Source organism: Pseudomonas sp. XP1 (genome assembly GCF_053557675.1).
Map to the genome: position 1 here is coordinate 1 of NZ_JBNRIJ010000026.1, position 12,955 is coordinate 12,955.

Below are 12,955 nucleotides of genomic sequence, written 5' to 3' on the forward strand. Positions count from 1 at the left end.
CAGTGCCAGAGTAAAGCGCAACCCCACCACCTCGGCCTTGCGCAGCCGGTTCAACCGCACCAGCAGCCACCACACGGCAAACGCGCCCAGCGTATAGATGACGCTGGACGCCAGCACCCAGGTCTGCCCCAGCGGCCAGCCCACAAGGTGCACGAGCCACCAGCCGGTGAACGGCATGCTCACCAGGCACAGGCCCATTACCAGCCAGACGAACACCAGCGGCCGACGCAGCAGCTTGGCGTAGGCCTCGGCATCGCCCTGGCGGCGGGCGCGCACGGTCCAGAGCGCCAGGCCCAGAGCGCCCAGCAGCAGGAGCGCAGTGGCGATGATGTGCAGGGTCTTGAGGGTGGTCAGGTGTTCCATGTCCGAATTGTCCTTTGTCAGGCCATTTTTGCAGCAGCTAACCCTTGTAGGAGCGGCCTTGCGGCCCATCGCGACACAAGGCCGCTCCTACAAAAAGCGAGATATCTGGCTTAGCTTAGCCGCTCAGCCCAGGAACAGCTTGTAAGCCGGGTTGTCAGTCTCGTCCCAGTACGGGTAGCCGATCTTCGCCAGCGCCGACGGCACCAGGTGGCGCTCGTCCTCCGGCACCTGCAACCCCGCCACCACGCGCCCGTCAGCGGCGCCATGGTTGCGGTAATGGAACATCGAGATGTTCCAGCGCCCGCCCAGCTTGTTGAGGAAGTTGAACAGCGCCCCCGGCCGCTCGGGGAACTCGAAGCGCAGCACCATCTCGTCACTGGCACCGGCCGAATGGCCACCGACCATGTGGCGAATATGCAACTTGGCCAACTCGTTGTCGGTCAGGTCTGTAACCGGGAAGCCCTGCTCGGTCAGTTGCTGTACCAGCGCCGCACGCGGGTCGTTTTCCGGGTGGGTCTGCACGCCGACGAAGATATGCGCCTCGTCGGAGGTGTGCTTGCGGTAGTTGAACTCGGTGATCTGGCGCTTGCCGATAGCCTCGCAGAAGGCCTTGAAGCTGCCCGGGCGTTCGGGGATGGTCACGGCGATGATCGCTTCGCGCTTTTCACCCAGCTCGGCACGCTCGGCCACATGGCGCAGGCGGTCGAAGTTGACGTTGGCACCGGAGTCGATGGCCACCAGGGTCTGCCCGGTCACGCCGTACAACTCGACGTACTTCTTGATGCCTGCCACGCCCAAGGCGCCGGCAGGCTCGGTGATCGAGCGGGTATCGTCGTAGATATCCTTGATAGCCGCACAAATCTCGTCGGTACTGACGGTGACCACTTCATCCACATGATGGCGGCAGATATCGAAGGTGTGCTGGCCGATCTGCGCCACCGCCACACCGTCGGCGAACAGCCCGACCTGCGGCAGCACCACGCGCTCGCCGGCCGCCATGGCCGCCTGCAGGCAGTTGGAGTCGTCCGGCTCGACGCCAATCACCTTGATTTCCGGGCGCAGGTACTTCACGTAGGCAGCAATGCCAGCGATCAGGCCACCGCCACCCACCGGCACGAAGATCGCGTCCAGCTGGCCTGGGTGCTGGCGCAGGATTTCCATGGCCACGGTGCCCTGCCCGGCGATGGTGTGCGGATCGTCGTAGGGGTGCACGTAGACGAAGCCCTTTTCATCGACCAGTTTCAGCGAATAGGCCAGCGCCTCGGGGAACGAGTCGCCATGCAGCACCACCTTGCCGCCCCGCGAACGCACGCCTTCGACCTTGATCTCCGGGGTGGTCTTGGGCATCACGATAGTGGCCTTGATGCCCATCTCGCGCGCGGCCAGGGCCAGGCCCTGGGCGTGGTTGCCTGCCGAGGCGGTGACCACGCCACGGGCCAGCTCTTCCGGGGTCAGCTGGGCCAGTTTGTTGTAGGCCCCGCGAATCTTGAACGAGAACACCGGCTGCAGGTCTTCACGCTTGAGCAGAATCTGGTTGCCCAGCCGCTTGCTCAGCTGCCCGGCGCTCTGCAGCGGGGTTTCTACCGCAACGTCGTAGACGCGCGAGGTGAGGATCTTCTTGACGTACTGTTCGAGCATCGGGAAAGCATCACTGGGCCGCGGGACAAGGGCTGGGAGTCTACCCCAGCGCTACGTCGGGCGACCACAGCAAAGCCGCCCGAGCCGTTATACTAGGCTCTTTTCGAAACCGCCCTGCCCCTCTCGGAGCCCGCATGACCCAGGACCAACTCAAACAGGCCGTCGCCCAGGCCGCTGTCGACTTCATTCTGCCCAAGCTGGATGAAAAGAGCGTCGTCGGCGTCGGCACCGGTTCGACCGCCAACTTCTTCATCGACGCCCTGGCTCAGCACAAGACCGCCTTCGACGGCGCGGTCGCCAGCTCCGAAGCCACCGCCCAGCGTCTGAAGGGCCATGGCATCCCGGTCTACGAGCTGAACAGCGTCAGCGAGCTGGAGTTCTACGTGGACGGCGCCGACGAGAGCGACGCGCACCTGAACCTGATCAAGGGCGGCGGCGCAGCCCTGACCCGCGAGAAGATCGTCGCCGCCGTGGCCAAGACCTTCATCTGCATCGCCGACGCCAGCAAGCTGGTACCGGTGCTGGGCGCCTTCCCGCTGCCGGTCGAAGTGATCCCCATGGCCCGCAGCCACGTGGCGCGTCAGCTGGTCAAGCTGGGTGGTGACCCGGTGTACCGTCAAGGCGTGGTTACCGACAACGGCAACGTGATCCTCGATGTGCACAACCTGCAGATCACCAACCCGGTGGAGCTGGAAGCGCAGATCAACGCCATCGTTGGCGTGGTGACCAACGGCCTGTTCGCGGCGCGTCCGGCAGATTTGCTGCTGCTGGGTACCTCTGAGGGCGTGAAAAGCCTGAAGGCCGAGTAACCTGCGGCGAGGGCTTCGCCCTCGATTCGCAACACAAGGCTGCTCCTACAAGGGTACGCGACTTCCTGTAGGGGCAGCCTTGTGCTGCTCACTCCGCTGGCTGTTTGAACACATAGAACAGGTTCGGCTCACTGACCAGATAGATGGTCCCCGCCTCATCCATCGCAATCCCCTCCGCCTGCGGCACCGTCGCCTGCAACCCCTGGAACCCCTTGCGCAACGACAAGGTACTCAGCGGCCGGCCCTCCACATCCAGCTCCAGTACCAGCCGCGACTCGTCCGACAGCGCCAGCAGGTGCCCACTGCGCTCATCGAACTGCAAGCTCGACAGGTCCCGCACGAACAGCCGCGAATCGCGCTTGCGGTCCTGCACCACATGCACTGCATAGGGCTGCTCAGGGTTGTCGTGCGGGAAGCCATGCACTTCGTAGATCAGCATCGGGTCACGCTCCTTGGCCACGAACAGGCGCTTGCCCGCAGAATCGTAGGCCAGCCCCTCGAAACCCTTGTTGCCGTTCAGGCCGATGCCCAGGGTCAGCTGCTCGGCATCGCCGGCATCGAGGAACATCGTGTCGTCCTCCAGGCGCACGCGAATCAGCCGCTGTTGACGCTCGTCGGTGATCACATAGCTGTTGGGCCCGACGTACTCCACGGCTTCCGGGTCGCCGAAGCCGGTCAGCGGTACCCGGCGCAGGATCCGGCCGTCCAGCGACAGCTCGATCAGCTCCGAGCGGGCATTGGTGACGGTAAACAGGGTCTTGCGATCGGGATCGTAGGTCAGCGCCGATAGGTCGTCATCCAGCCCTTCGACCGGCTGCGCCTCCACCACCACCCGGTAACGGTCCAGGCCAATGCTCTGCTCGGCAGGCTGCCACCAGACCTTGAGGTTGAACCAGCCCCGCTCGAACAGGCGGAACTGCTGCCCGGCCAGGCCGAGCAGGAGCAGGCCGACGGCGGCCAGGACAAGGAACGGGCGAACAAAACGGCGCATGAGTTCAGACTCGACATAGGGGTGGCGAATCTAACCATGAACAACTGAAGTAAAGCTTAATGCCAGCATCCGAAAAGTCGGATGTTGGGCTCAGTTCTTTCTGAAGCGATAGAACAGGGCCGGCTCGCTGACCATATACAGGTTGCCCTTGTCGTCCATGGCCACCCCTTCGGCACGCGGAATGGTGTCCCGCAAGCCGTTGAAACCGCCGAGCAAGGTCATGAAGCTGACTTGCTGGCCCTGCTCATCCAGCTCCAGCAGCATGTTGGAATCCGCGGAAAGCGCCAGCAGGTGGCCGGTACGCGGGTCGACGCTCAGCGCCGAGAGGTTGCGCAGGTCCAGTTCATCGTTGGGCAACGGCTGCTTTTCACCCGTGAGCGGGCTGCGACCATCGGTGTTCCAGGTGTAAAGCCTGGGCGGGCGCTCTTCTCCGATGATCAGGCGCTGGCGCAGCGGGTCCCAGGCCACCGCCTCGAAACCCTTGTTGCTCTTCACCGACTGGCCCAGGTCGTGGCTCTGGAAATCATCATGGTTCAACGAGGCGGTCTGTGCATCCACCTTGACCACAGTCAGGTCGTGCAGGCGCTCATCGGTGATTGCCAGGTAGCCGTCTTCCAGCACGGCGACACCTTCCGGGTTGTTCCAGCCGTTGAGCGGGATCTTGCGCAGTACATCGCCATCCAGGCTCAGTTCGACCAGGATCGGGTTCTTGCCCATGACTGCGAACAGGGTGCGGGTACGCGGGTTGTAGGCCACATCCGAGGCCTCATCGTCGTCCATGCCTGGCAGCGGTTTGGCATCGATGTCGACCTGGTAGTCCGGCAGCCATACGCTTTCGCTGCGCTCGGCGGTGCTTTCGAAGCCTTCCTTGACCCACAGCGCGCCGCGATCATCCCAATGCATGGCCACGGCAACGCCATAGCCGATTATCGCCGCCGCGGCCAGGCCGAAGGGCCAGCGCAGGAAGAAACGACGCTTGGGGGTTGCCGGAGCGCTGGTGGGAGATGGCATGCGGGGGTCCTGGGCAAATGGGCGTAGATTCGCGCATTATCCGGATCAGGTGTGAAAAATCGGTAAACAGGACCGGCCTCTTCGCGGGTAAACCCGCTCCCACAGGGTTCTTCACAGGTTTGAAGCTTGCGATATTCCTGTGGGAGCGGGTTTACCCGCAAAGAAGGCGACGCGGTTTCGAATCAGAGTACCCGGCTTTCGAAGCGGCTTACACCCGGCAGCTCAAGTACCAGTTCGTCACCGACATTGAACGGCCCCACACCCGCCGGGGTGCCAGTAAGGATCACGTCCCCCGCCTGCAGCGAGAAATGGGCGGCCATGTGCTGGATCATCGGCACGATCGGGTTCAGCATCATCGCGCTGTTACCGTCCTGGCGAACTTCACCGTTTACGGTCAGGCGCACCGGGATGTCGGTCACATCCTCGAAGCTGGCGGCCGACACGAACGGCGGCAGTACACAGGCGCCGTCGAAGCACTTGGCCAGCTCCCATGGCAGGCCCTTTTCCTTCAGTTTGGCCTGCACATCGCGCAGGGTAAGGTCCAACGCTGGGGCGTAACCGGAAATGGCGTCCAGCACCTCTTCCTCGCTCGGATGAGTCGACAGCGGTTTGCCCAGCAACACGGCAATTTCCGCTTCATAGTGCACCGAGCCGCGCTCCTCTGGAATCTTGAAGCCGCCCTCGGCCGGCACCACACAGCTGCCCGGCTTGATGAACAGCAGCGGTTCGGTGGGGATCGGGTTGTCCAGCTCCTTGGCATGCTCGGCATAGTTACGGCCGATGCACACCACCTTGCCCAGCGGGAAGTGAATGCGTGTGCCGTCTACGTACTGGTGCTGGTAACTCATGGCCGACTCCTCTGGATACTGCTTTCTATTCAGGTGCGAAGATCTTACCCGGATTCATGATGCCGTTAGGGTCGAACACGGCCTTTATTGCCTTCATGCAGGCGATTTCTTCGGGCGAGCGGCTGTAGCCCAGATAGTCGCGCTTGGTCATGCCCACACCATGCTCGGCGGAAATCGAGCCGTTGTAGCGCTCGACGATCTCGAACACCCACTTGTTGACCTTGGCGCACGAGGCGAAGAAGTCATCCTTGCTCATGTGCTCGGGCTTAAGGATGTTCAGGTGCAGGTTGCCGTCGCCGATGTGGCCGTACCACACCACTTCATAATCCGGGTAATGTTCGGCCACGATGGCATCTATATCGCGCAGGAACGCTGGCACATTCGATACCGTGACCGAAATGTCGTTCTTGTACGGGGTCCAGTGCGAGATGGTTTCCGACAGGTACTCGCGCAGTTTCCACAAGTTTTTCAGCTGGGTCTCGCTCTGGCTCATCACCCCGTCCAGCACCCAGCCTTGCTCGACGCAGTGCTCGAAGGTGGCCAGGGCTTCGTTGGCCACCTCCTCGGTGCTGGCCTCGAACTCCAGCAGCGCGTAGAACGGGCAGTCGGTATCGAACGGCGCCGGCACATCGCCACGCGCCAGGATCTTGGCCAGGCCCTTGTCGGAAAAGAACTCGAAGGCGGTCAGGTCCAGCTTGCCCTGGAAGGCATGCAGCACCGGCATGATCGAGTCGAAATCCGGGGTTCCCAGCACCATCGCGGTGAGGTTGCGCGGCGCACGGTCCAGACGCATGGTGGCCTCGACCACGAAGCCCAGGGTGCCTTCGGCACCGATGAACAACTGGCGCAGGTCGTAGCCGGTGGCGTTCTTGATCAGCCCCTTGTTCAGCTCCAGCAGCTCACCCTTGCCGGTGACCACCTTGAGCCCGGCCACCCAATTGCGGGTCATGCCGTAGCGAATCACCTTGATCCCGCCGGCATTGGTGCCGATATTGCCGCCAATCTGGCTGGAGCCGCTGGAGGCGAAGTCCACCGGGTAATACAGGCCCTGCTCCTCGGCATAGGCCTGCAACTGGCGGGTAATTACCCCTGGCTGGCAGACCACCGTGCGGTCGAAGGCATTGAAATCGAGGATCTGGTTCATGTAGTCGAAGGCGACCACCACTTCGCCATTGGCCGCCACGGCGCCTGCGGAAAGCCCGGTACGCCCGCCCGACGGCACCAGCGCCACCTTGTGCGTATTGGCCCAGCGTACGATCGCCTGCACCTGCTCCACCGTCTTGGGGAAGACGATGGCGCTGGGAGCCGGTGGATAGTGCTTGGTCCAGTCCTTGCCATAGGCTTCCAGGGAAGCTGCGTCGGTCAGGACCTTGCCAGGGTCGACAAGGGTCATCAGTTCATCAATAACAGCGGGGTGGGTCATCGCTGGAACTCTCGACTTATTCATAGTCACCCTGAGCACTCTTCACCTGTCGGGATAAGCTCAGATTGTGTCGCGTATGCTAGCATAGCCCTCCCGCTGTTCATGCTAAGGCTGCCTTTGCGCCTGGCATCACCCTCGCCATTTTTTCTCCGGGATACAGGTTTACGCAGATGAGCAAGACTTCTCTCGACAAGAGCAAGATCCGGTTCCTTCTTCTTGAAGGTGTGCACCAGAACGCGGTCGATACCCTCAAGGCCGCCGGCTACACCAACATCGAATACCTCACTGGTTCGCTGCCGGAAGCCGAGCTGAAGGAAAAGATCGCTGATGCCCACTTCATCGGCATCCGTTCACGCACTCAGCTGACCGAAGAGATCTTCGACTGCGCCAAGAAACTGGTCGCCGTTGGCTGCTTCTGCATCGGCACCAACCAGGTCGATCTGGAAGCTGCCCGCGAGCGCGGTATCGCCGTGTTCAACGCGCCATACTCCAACACCCGTTCGGTAGCCGAACTGGTACTGGCCGAAGCCATCCTGCTGCTGCGCGGTATCCCCGAGAAGAATGCTTCCTGCCACCGTGGCGGCTGGATCAAGAGCGCGGCCAACTCCTTCGAAATCCGCGGCAAGAAGCTGGGTATCGTCGGTTACGGCTCGATCGGCACCCAGCTGTCGGTCCTGGCCGAGAACATGGGCATGCAGGTGTATTTCTACGACCCGCTGACCAAGCTGCCACTGGGCAACGCCGTGCAGGTCACCAGCCTGCACGAGCTGCTGGGCCTGGCCGACATCGTTTCGCTGCACGTGCCTGAGCTGCCGTCCACCCAGTGGATGATCGGCGAGAAGGAAATCCGCTCGATGAAGAAGGGCGCGATTCTGATCAACGCTGCCCGTGGCACTGTGGTCGAGCTGGACCACCTGGCCGCCGCCATCAAGGACCAGCACCTGATCGGCGCCGCCATCGACGTGTTCCCGGTCGAGCCGCGCTCCAACGACGAGCAGTTCGAAAGCCCGCTGCGTGGCCTGGACAACGTGATCCTGACCCCGCACATCGGTGGTTCCACCGCTGAAGCACAAGCCAACATCGGCCTGGAAGTGGCCGAGAAGCTGGTCAAGTACAGCGACAACGGTACGTCGGTATCCTCGGTCAACTTCCCGGAAGTGGCCCTGCCGGCGCACCCAGGCAAGCACCGCCTGCTGCACATCCACGAAAACATCCCGGGCGTGCTCAGCGAGATCAACAAGGTATTCGCCGAAAACGGCATCAACATCTCCGGTCAGTTCCTGCAGACCAACGAGAAAGTTGGTTATGTGGTGATCGACGTTGACGCCGAGTACTCCGACCTGGCGCAAGAGAAGCTGCAACAGGTCAAGGGCACCATCCGTTCCCGCGTCCTGTTCTAAGTTCGCTGGCGGCATGAAAAAGGGAGGCCCTGGTGGCCTCCCTTTCTTTTGCCTGTGACGTTGGTGTCTCCTGCTTCGCGGGTTTACCCGCGAAGAACCCAACACCTATTTAACGTCGACGGTGATCTTCTGCGACACGACGCTCGGCTTGAACGGCACGTGATACTGGTCACCGAGCACCAGCTGCAGGGTGTGCTTGCCAGGGGTCAGGGTAATGCTGGTTTCGGTCTGCGCCTTGCCGAAGTGCAGCACTTGCGGGCCATCCGGCAGTGCAGTGCCGGCCTGTGGCATCAGGCTAGATGGCAGCGGCATGTCGGCCACCGGCTCTTTATCCACGTCCACCAGCAGGTGGTGGTGCCCGGTGTGCGGGGTGCTGTCGCCCGCAGGCTTGAGCGCCATGCCCTCGATGCCGAACTTGACGGTGAAGGTCCTGTCGACCGTGGCGCCATCGGCGGGGGAAACGATGAAGACCTTGGCATCCTTGGGCGGCTCCTGGCTTTTCAGGGCATCTGCGGCACTGGCGAACATTGACGCTCCCATCAACAGACCAGCAACGGCAGCACGCGAAAATAGGCTGTTCATTCACTTCTCCTGTGATTCACTTATTGACCGCCGCCAGTATTCCAGTGGCGGCGGTGGTTCACCTTAGTTGATATGTGCGCCCAGATGTTCACATCCTGAGGCAGAAATATTTCAATCAGGGTTAAACAAGGCCGAGGCTTCAAGGTCATAGGCTGCGCTCGACCACGGCGAGGAAGAAAGCCGTGGCGAAGGTTATTCAAATGCCAAAGAGAAAGGGGCTTTCATGCGTTCGACCATAGGAGTAATGCTGGCGGTACTGATCACGCCATTGGCTCAGGCCGAGCTGATAGACGAAATTGCCGACCGGGGCGAACTGCGCATTGCCGTACAGGTCGACAACTCGCCGTACGCATTCAAGGAAAACGACCACCTGAGCGGCTTCGAGATCGACTTCGGCCAGGCGCTGGCCAAAGAACTGGACCTGCGCGCCGAATTTATCGAAGCGCCCGCGGCAGAGGTGCTGCCGGGTGTCGAGACCGGCAAGTACGACATTGCACTGACCCCGTCGAGCGAATCGCCCAAGAATGACGGCCCGCTCGATGTGAGCCTGCCGTTTGGCGAGAAGCAGCTGGTGATCCCGTTCCAGAAGGACAACCCGGCGTTCGAGAGTGCGGTGAACAATGCACTGCAACGGCTCAAGGACAGCGGGCGGACTGCCGAACTTGAGCAGAAGTGGTTCAAGGGTGTACCTGAGACTGCGGACGGGCAGTAAGTTCTTTATTGCCTGTACTGGCCTCTTCGCGGGCACGCCCGCTCCCACAGGTACATCACAGGCCTGGGAGCGGGCGAGCCCGCGAAGAGGCCAGTACAGGTTCAAGCAGAAAACTCAATCAGAGCCTGCTGTGCCTTGTCCAGCTCCAGCTCGCTGAACACCAGCACCCCCGCCCGCCGCAGCAATGCCGTGGTCACCCCTTCCCCGGCCACCTTCACACCACTGAACGTGCCGTCATAGGTCAACCGGTTGCCGCACGAAGGGCTCCCAGCCTTCAGCACGGCCACACGAATGCCATGCCGGCGCACCAGTTCCAGCGCCCGCTGCGCCCCGGCCAGGAACTCGGTGCTGACATCCTCGCCCGCAACCGTCAGCACCCGCGCGCCACCGTCGAGCACCTCCCCACCCTGCCCGCCCGGTATCTCTGCCGGCGGCCGTGGGGTCGGCAAGCCACCCGCCACTTCCGGGCACAACGGCACCACGCGCCCTTCGGCCTGCCAGCGCTGCAACAGGTCGGGGTGGCCGCTGGCGCGGCCGTCATAGCGCACCGGCTGCCCCAGCAGGCAGGCGCTGACCAGCACCTTGGGCAGGTCAGAACAGGTCATTGCCACGGCGCCGGAACCAGCCGGTCAACGAAAGCCGCTCACGCCCTGCCGGCAGCACCTCGTGGGGCACCTCGCCCGACAGGAACACTACCAGGCAGCCCGCCACCGGCTCGACATCATGCTCGACACCGTCTACCAGAAACATGCGCAACTGGCCACCATCCTGCGGCTGCCAGTCTTCATTCAAGTACAGTACTGCCGACACCATGCGCCGGTCATCGTCGCGGAAACGGTCCAGGTGCCGGCGATAGAACGCCCCCGGCGGGTACAGGGCAAAATGGCACTCGAAGTCTTCCAGGCCCAGGAACAGGCCCTGGTTGATGGCCTGGCGCAACTGGTCCATAGCGGCCAGGTACTGGTCGCAGGCCTCGGCCTGGCCGGGATCGATCCACTGGATCTGGTCGCCGCGAATTGCCTCGCGCACCTCCTGCGCAGCACCGCGCCCAACCCCCGCGGGGTTGAGCTCGCCTTCGGCATCACGGCGCCGGCACTCGGCCGCCAGCGCGCGCACCAGGTCAGCAGGCAGAAAAAGCGCCTGCTGGGACCAGCCATGGGTGGCCAGATCGTCGACGACGGCCGCAAGTATCGGGTGTTCAGGGGAGATGTGCATGGCGCGCATCATATCCATTAGCCCTGCCGGCGCACAGCGCCACTTGGCCGAGAAGCACGCGGATATCTCGACAAACCGGCGCCCGGCCACGGACAATAGCCACCTGCCGACAGGAGTCCTGAATGCGCCGTCTGTTTTCCCTGATTCTGCTGATGATCTGCACCGTGCCTGTCTGGGCAGACAACCTGGATCAACTGTACAAGGCCGCCGGCTGGCCCGACCAGCGCGCCCATTTCAATGATGCCCTGACCGCCGCCCAGGAACGCTACCGCAACAGTTTGCCACCCGCCGTGTACCAGGCGCTGGTCAACAACAGCAACCAGCGTTTCCAGGCCCAGGCGGTGGACCGTCGCGCCCAGGCGCAACTGCGCGCAACCTTGGCCAACCCGGCACCGGCGCTGGCCTTCTTCCAGTCGCCGCTGGGGCGCAAGGTGGTGGCTGCGGAGCTCAAGGCCACACGCAAGGACGAATTGGCCAGGAATGCCAAGGGTTTGCCAAAGATCCAGGCCAGCGATGATCGCCTGCTGATAATCGGCCACCTGGCCCAAGCCCTGCCGGCGCGCGAAGCCGGCGCCGAAGTGAGCCTGGCCATCGCCGGCGTGGCGGCCGACAGCCTCAGCTCGATGATCCCCGGCCTGTTCGGCGGCGGCCAGGCCCAAGGCCTGCTCGACGGCCAGCGCCAGCGTCTGATGAGCCAGATTGGCGAAGACCTCAACAACACCCTGCTGTATGTCTACCGCGACCTGACTGACGCCGAACTGGAAGAGTTCGCTACCTTTGCCGAGTCGCCAGACGGCAAGGCTTACTACCAGGCCGCCCTGGCCGCCGTTCGCGCAGGCCTGGCGGTTGGCCAGAGCAGCAGCGACCTGAAGTGATCAGCCCAGGCGCTGGTCGATGAAGTCGAAGTAGCGCTGGCGAATGCCCGGTAACTCGTTGGCCAGGTGGTGACGGGCCTCGGGCAGCATCAAGATCTGCGGCTCTGCAAACTTGGCCTTGAGCACTTCGAGGTTGTAGGGCCAATCCACTGTGCCATCCGCCTCTCCTTGCACGATCAACGGCCGCCGCGTGCTGCGCGGCGCGGCCTCGATGCGTTTGACCCAGTCGATCAAGGCGCCCACCCAGGCCGTTGGCAGGCGGCGCGGTTGCAGCGGGTCGGCTTCGAGGAACGGCAGGAAGCTCGGGTCATTGGTGTTCTCGCTGAAGCGCCGCTCGATGCCATTCACGAAGTGACGCAACACACGATAGCTCAGCTTTGACCAGCGCCAGGCACATGGCCGCACCAGCGGCGCCAACAGGATGACCTGACCATCGATGGGGCTGCGCGCGCCTTGGTACAGCAGGTGGTCCACGGCGATGGCGCCACCGGTGCTTTGCCCGCAAAGGTGCCAGGGGCGCGGCAGCTGCAGCGTGAGCGCCTGCTCGAACAAAGCTTCCAACACCTGCTGATACACCGCGAAATCACTGATGCTGGCCCGCTCGCCGCTGGACAGGCCATGGCCGGGCAGGTCGCAACTGATCACGGCGAAACCCTGTTTGAGCGCCCAATCGATCACATGCCGGTAGAGGCCCATATGGTCGTAATAGCCGTGCAACAGGAACAGCGTCGCGCTCGGCTGCTCGGGTAGCCAGGCCTGCCCGACCAGCTCGAAGCCTGCGGCCTGGAAGCCGCCCAGCCAGCTGTGGGCCGACAGGCTCAAGCCGTAGAAGCGCTGGTAGTCCTGCGCCTGCGCCGACAACGGCTGGCGAGCGGTCAACGGCGCCAGGCTGGTGCGCAGGAGGTCGGGGTTAAAGGCAGCGGGCATCGGGTACATCCACAGTGAAGCAAGTATTGATCTGGGATATTCAGCTCTGGCTGGCGTCGTGGCAAGCTTGGACTATGTGTCACCTGTACCGGCCCTATCGCCGGCAAGCCAGCTCCCACAGGTTACCGGCCTCAGGCCTGGTGATATCCTGTGGGAGCTGG

At 62.9% G+C, this 12,955-nt stretch carries 14 protein-coding genes; 4 read left to right on the forward strand and 10 right to left on the reverse strand.

Annotated elements, in window-relative coordinates:
• Together ACK1U9_RS19390 and ilvA are read right to left on the reverse strand one after the other, a co-directional pair.
• The coding region (locus ACK1U9_RS19390; protein ID WP_449110111.1) for a DUF2269 family protein at positions 1-363 on the reverse strand (363 nt) is incomplete at its 3' end.
• 123 nt (positions 364-486) lie between these two features.
• Positions 487-2,001, reverse strand: a complete 1,515-nt coding sequence (ilvA, locus tag ACK1U9_RS19395; protein ID WP_046613583.1) for a threonine ammonia-lyase, biosynthetic — start codon at positions 1,999-2,001, stop codon at positions 487-489.
• Between the two features lie 134 nt (positions 2,002-2,135).
• Here ilvA and rpiA point away from each other — a divergent pair, with 134 nt between their 5' ends.
• Complete coding sequence (rpiA, locus tag ACK1U9_RS19400; RefSeq protein ID WP_449110112.1) at positions 2,136-2,810, forward strand: ribose-5-phosphate isomerase RpiA; 675 nt, start codon at positions 2,136-2,138, stop codon at positions 2,808-2,810.
• Between the two features lie 88 nt (positions 2,811-2,898).
• Here the strand turns inward: rpiA and ACK1U9_RS19405 are convergent, their stop codons facing one another.
• The 4 genes from ACK1U9_RS19405 to ACK1U9_RS19420 all read right to left on the reverse strand — a co-directional run bounded on the left by ACK1U9_RS19405 (position 2,899) and on the right by ACK1U9_RS19420 (position 7,083).
• Entirely contained in the window at positions 2,899-3,801 is a 903-nt protein-coding gene (locus ACK1U9_RS19405; protein WP_085601851.1) for an SdiA-regulated domain-containing protein, read from the reverse strand.
• 90 nt (positions 3,802-3,891) lie between these two features.
• On the reverse strand, positions 3,892-4,812 hold the full coding sequence (locus ACK1U9_RS19410; protein WP_153671405.1) for an SdiA-regulated domain-containing protein: 921 nt from the start codon (positions 4,810-4,812) through the stop codon (positions 3,892-3,894).
• A gap of 182 nt (positions 4,813-4,994) precedes the next feature.
• Positions 4,995-5,660, reverse strand: a complete 666-nt coding sequence (locus tag ACK1U9_RS19415) for a fumarylacetoacetate hydrolase family protein (protein ID WP_085601849.1) — start codon at positions 5,658-5,660, stop codon at positions 4,995-4,997.
• A gap of 25 nt (positions 5,661-5,685) precedes the next feature.
• The gene (locus ACK1U9_RS19420) at positions 5,686-7,083 is read right to left on the reverse strand and encodes an FAD-binding oxidoreductase (RefSeq protein WP_085601848.1); all 1,398 of its coding nucleotides are present in this window, start codon (positions 7,081-7,083) and stop codon (positions 5,686-5,688) included.
• 170 nt (positions 7,084-7,253) lie between these two features.
• Between ACK1U9_RS19420 and serA the strand changes: the two genes are divergently transcribed.
• Positions 7,254-8,483, forward strand: coding sequence for a phosphoglycerate dehydrogenase (gene serA / locus ACK1U9_RS19425; RefSeq protein ID WP_046613587.1), 1,230 nt, complete (start codon positions 7,254-7,256; stop codon positions 8,481-8,483).
• A gap of 105 nt (positions 8,484-8,588) precedes the next feature.
• Here the strand turns inward: serA and ACK1U9_RS19430 are convergent, their stop codons facing one another.
• Complete coding sequence (locus ACK1U9_RS19430) at positions 8,589-9,065, reverse strand: DUF4399 domain-containing protein (RefSeq protein WP_046613588.1); 477 nt, start codon at positions 9,063-9,065, stop codon at positions 8,589-8,591.
• 223 nt (positions 9,066-9,288) lie between these two features.
• Here ACK1U9_RS19430 and ACK1U9_RS19435 point away from each other — a divergent pair, with 223 nt between their 5' ends.
• Positions 9,289-9,777: a substrate-binding periplasmic protein gene (locus ACK1U9_RS19435; protein ID WP_046613589.1), complete on the forward strand. Its 489-nt coding sequence runs from the start codon at positions 9,289-9,291 to the stop codon at positions 9,775-9,777.
• Positions 9,778-9,878: 101 nt separating this feature from the next.
• Here the strand turns inward: ACK1U9_RS19435 and ACK1U9_RS19440 are convergent, their stop codons facing one another.
• Complete coding sequence (locus ACK1U9_RS19440) at positions 9,879-10,382, reverse strand: DUF523 domain-containing protein (RefSeq protein WP_449110113.1); 504 nt, start codon at positions 10,380-10,382, stop codon at positions 9,879-9,881.
• The gene (locus ACK1U9_RS19445; protein ID WP_046613729.1) at positions 10,369-11,001 is read right to left on the reverse strand and encodes a 2OG-Fe(II) oxygenase; all 633 of its coding nucleotides are present in this window, start codon (positions 10,999-11,001) and stop codon (positions 10,369-10,371) included. The genes ACK1U9_RS19440 and ACK1U9_RS19445 overlap by 14 nt, the downstream gene beginning before the upstream one ends.
• A 113-nt stretch (positions 11,002-11,114) precedes the next feature.
• On the opposite strand from ACK1U9_RS19445, the gene ACK1U9_RS19450 reads away from it, so the two are divergent.
• Positions 11,115-11,867: a DUF2059 domain-containing protein gene (locus ACK1U9_RS19450; protein ID WP_046613591.1), complete on the forward strand. Its 753-nt coding sequence runs from the start codon at positions 11,115-11,117 to the stop codon at positions 11,865-11,867.
• On the opposite strand, the gene ACK1U9_RS19455 is transcribed toward ACK1U9_RS19450, so the two are convergent.
• On the reverse strand, positions 11,868-12,794 hold the full coding sequence (locus ACK1U9_RS19455; RefSeq protein ID WP_135002122.1) for an alpha/beta hydrolase: 927 nt from the start codon (positions 12,792-12,794) through the stop codon (positions 11,868-11,870).
• Between the last annotated feature and the right edge of the window lie 161 nt (positions 12,795-12,955).

Excerpts from the sequence above, each read along its gene's own strand:
- ACK1U9_RS19435 (WP_046613589.1), top strand. The coding sequence starts at position 9,289 with ATGCGTTCGACCATAGGAGTAATGCTGGCGGTACTGATCACGCCATTG.
- rpiA (WP_449110112.1), top strand. The coding sequence starts at position 2,136 with ATGACCCAGGACCAACTCAAACAGGCCGTCGCCCAGGCCGCTGTCGAC.
- ACK1U9_RS19410 (WP_153671405.1), bottom strand. The coding sequence starts at position 4,812 with ATGCCATCTCCCACCAGCGCTCCGGCAACCCCCAAGCGTCGTTTCTTC.
- ACK1U9_RS19440 (WP_449110113.1), bottom strand. The coding sequence starts at position 10,382 with ATGACCTGTTCTGACCTGCCCAAGGTGCTGGTCAGCGCCTGCCTGCTG.
- ACK1U9_RS19430 (WP_046613588.1), bottom strand. The coding sequence starts at position 9,065 with ATGAACAGCCTATTTTCGCGTGCTGCCGTTGCTGGTCTGTTGATGGGA.
- ACK1U9_RS19450 (WP_046613591.1), top strand. The coding sequence starts at position 11,115 with ATGCGCCGTCTGTTTTCCCTGATTCTGCTGATGATCTGCACCGTGCCT.
- ACK1U9_RS19455 (WP_135002122.1), bottom strand. The coding sequence starts at position 12,794 with ATGCCCGCTGCCTTTAACCCCGACCTCCTGCGCACCAGCCTGGCGCCG.
- ACK1U9_RS19445 (WP_046613729.1), bottom strand. The coding sequence starts at position 11,001 with ATGCGCGCCATGCACATCTCCCCTGAACACCCGATACTTGCGGCCGTC.
- ACK1U9_RS19420 (WP_085601848.1), bottom strand. The coding sequence starts at position 7,083 with ATGACCCACCCCGCTGTTATTGATGAACTGATGACCCTTGTCGACCCT.
- ACK1U9_RS19415 (WP_085601849.1), bottom strand. The coding sequence starts at position 5,660 with ATGAGTTACCAGCACCAGTACGTAGACGGCACACGCATTCACTTCCCG.
- serA (WP_046613587.1), top strand. The coding sequence starts at position 7,254 with ATGAGCAAGACTTCTCTCGACAAGAGCAAGATCCGGTTCCTTCTTCTT.
- ACK1U9_RS19405 (WP_085601851.1), bottom strand. The coding sequence starts at position 3,801 with ATGCGCCGTTTTGTTCGCCCGTTCCTTGTCCTGGCCGCCGTCGGCCTG.
- ilvA (WP_046613583.1), bottom strand. The coding sequence starts at position 2,001 with ATGCTCGAACAGTACGTCAAGAAGATCCTCACCTCGCGCGTCTACGAC.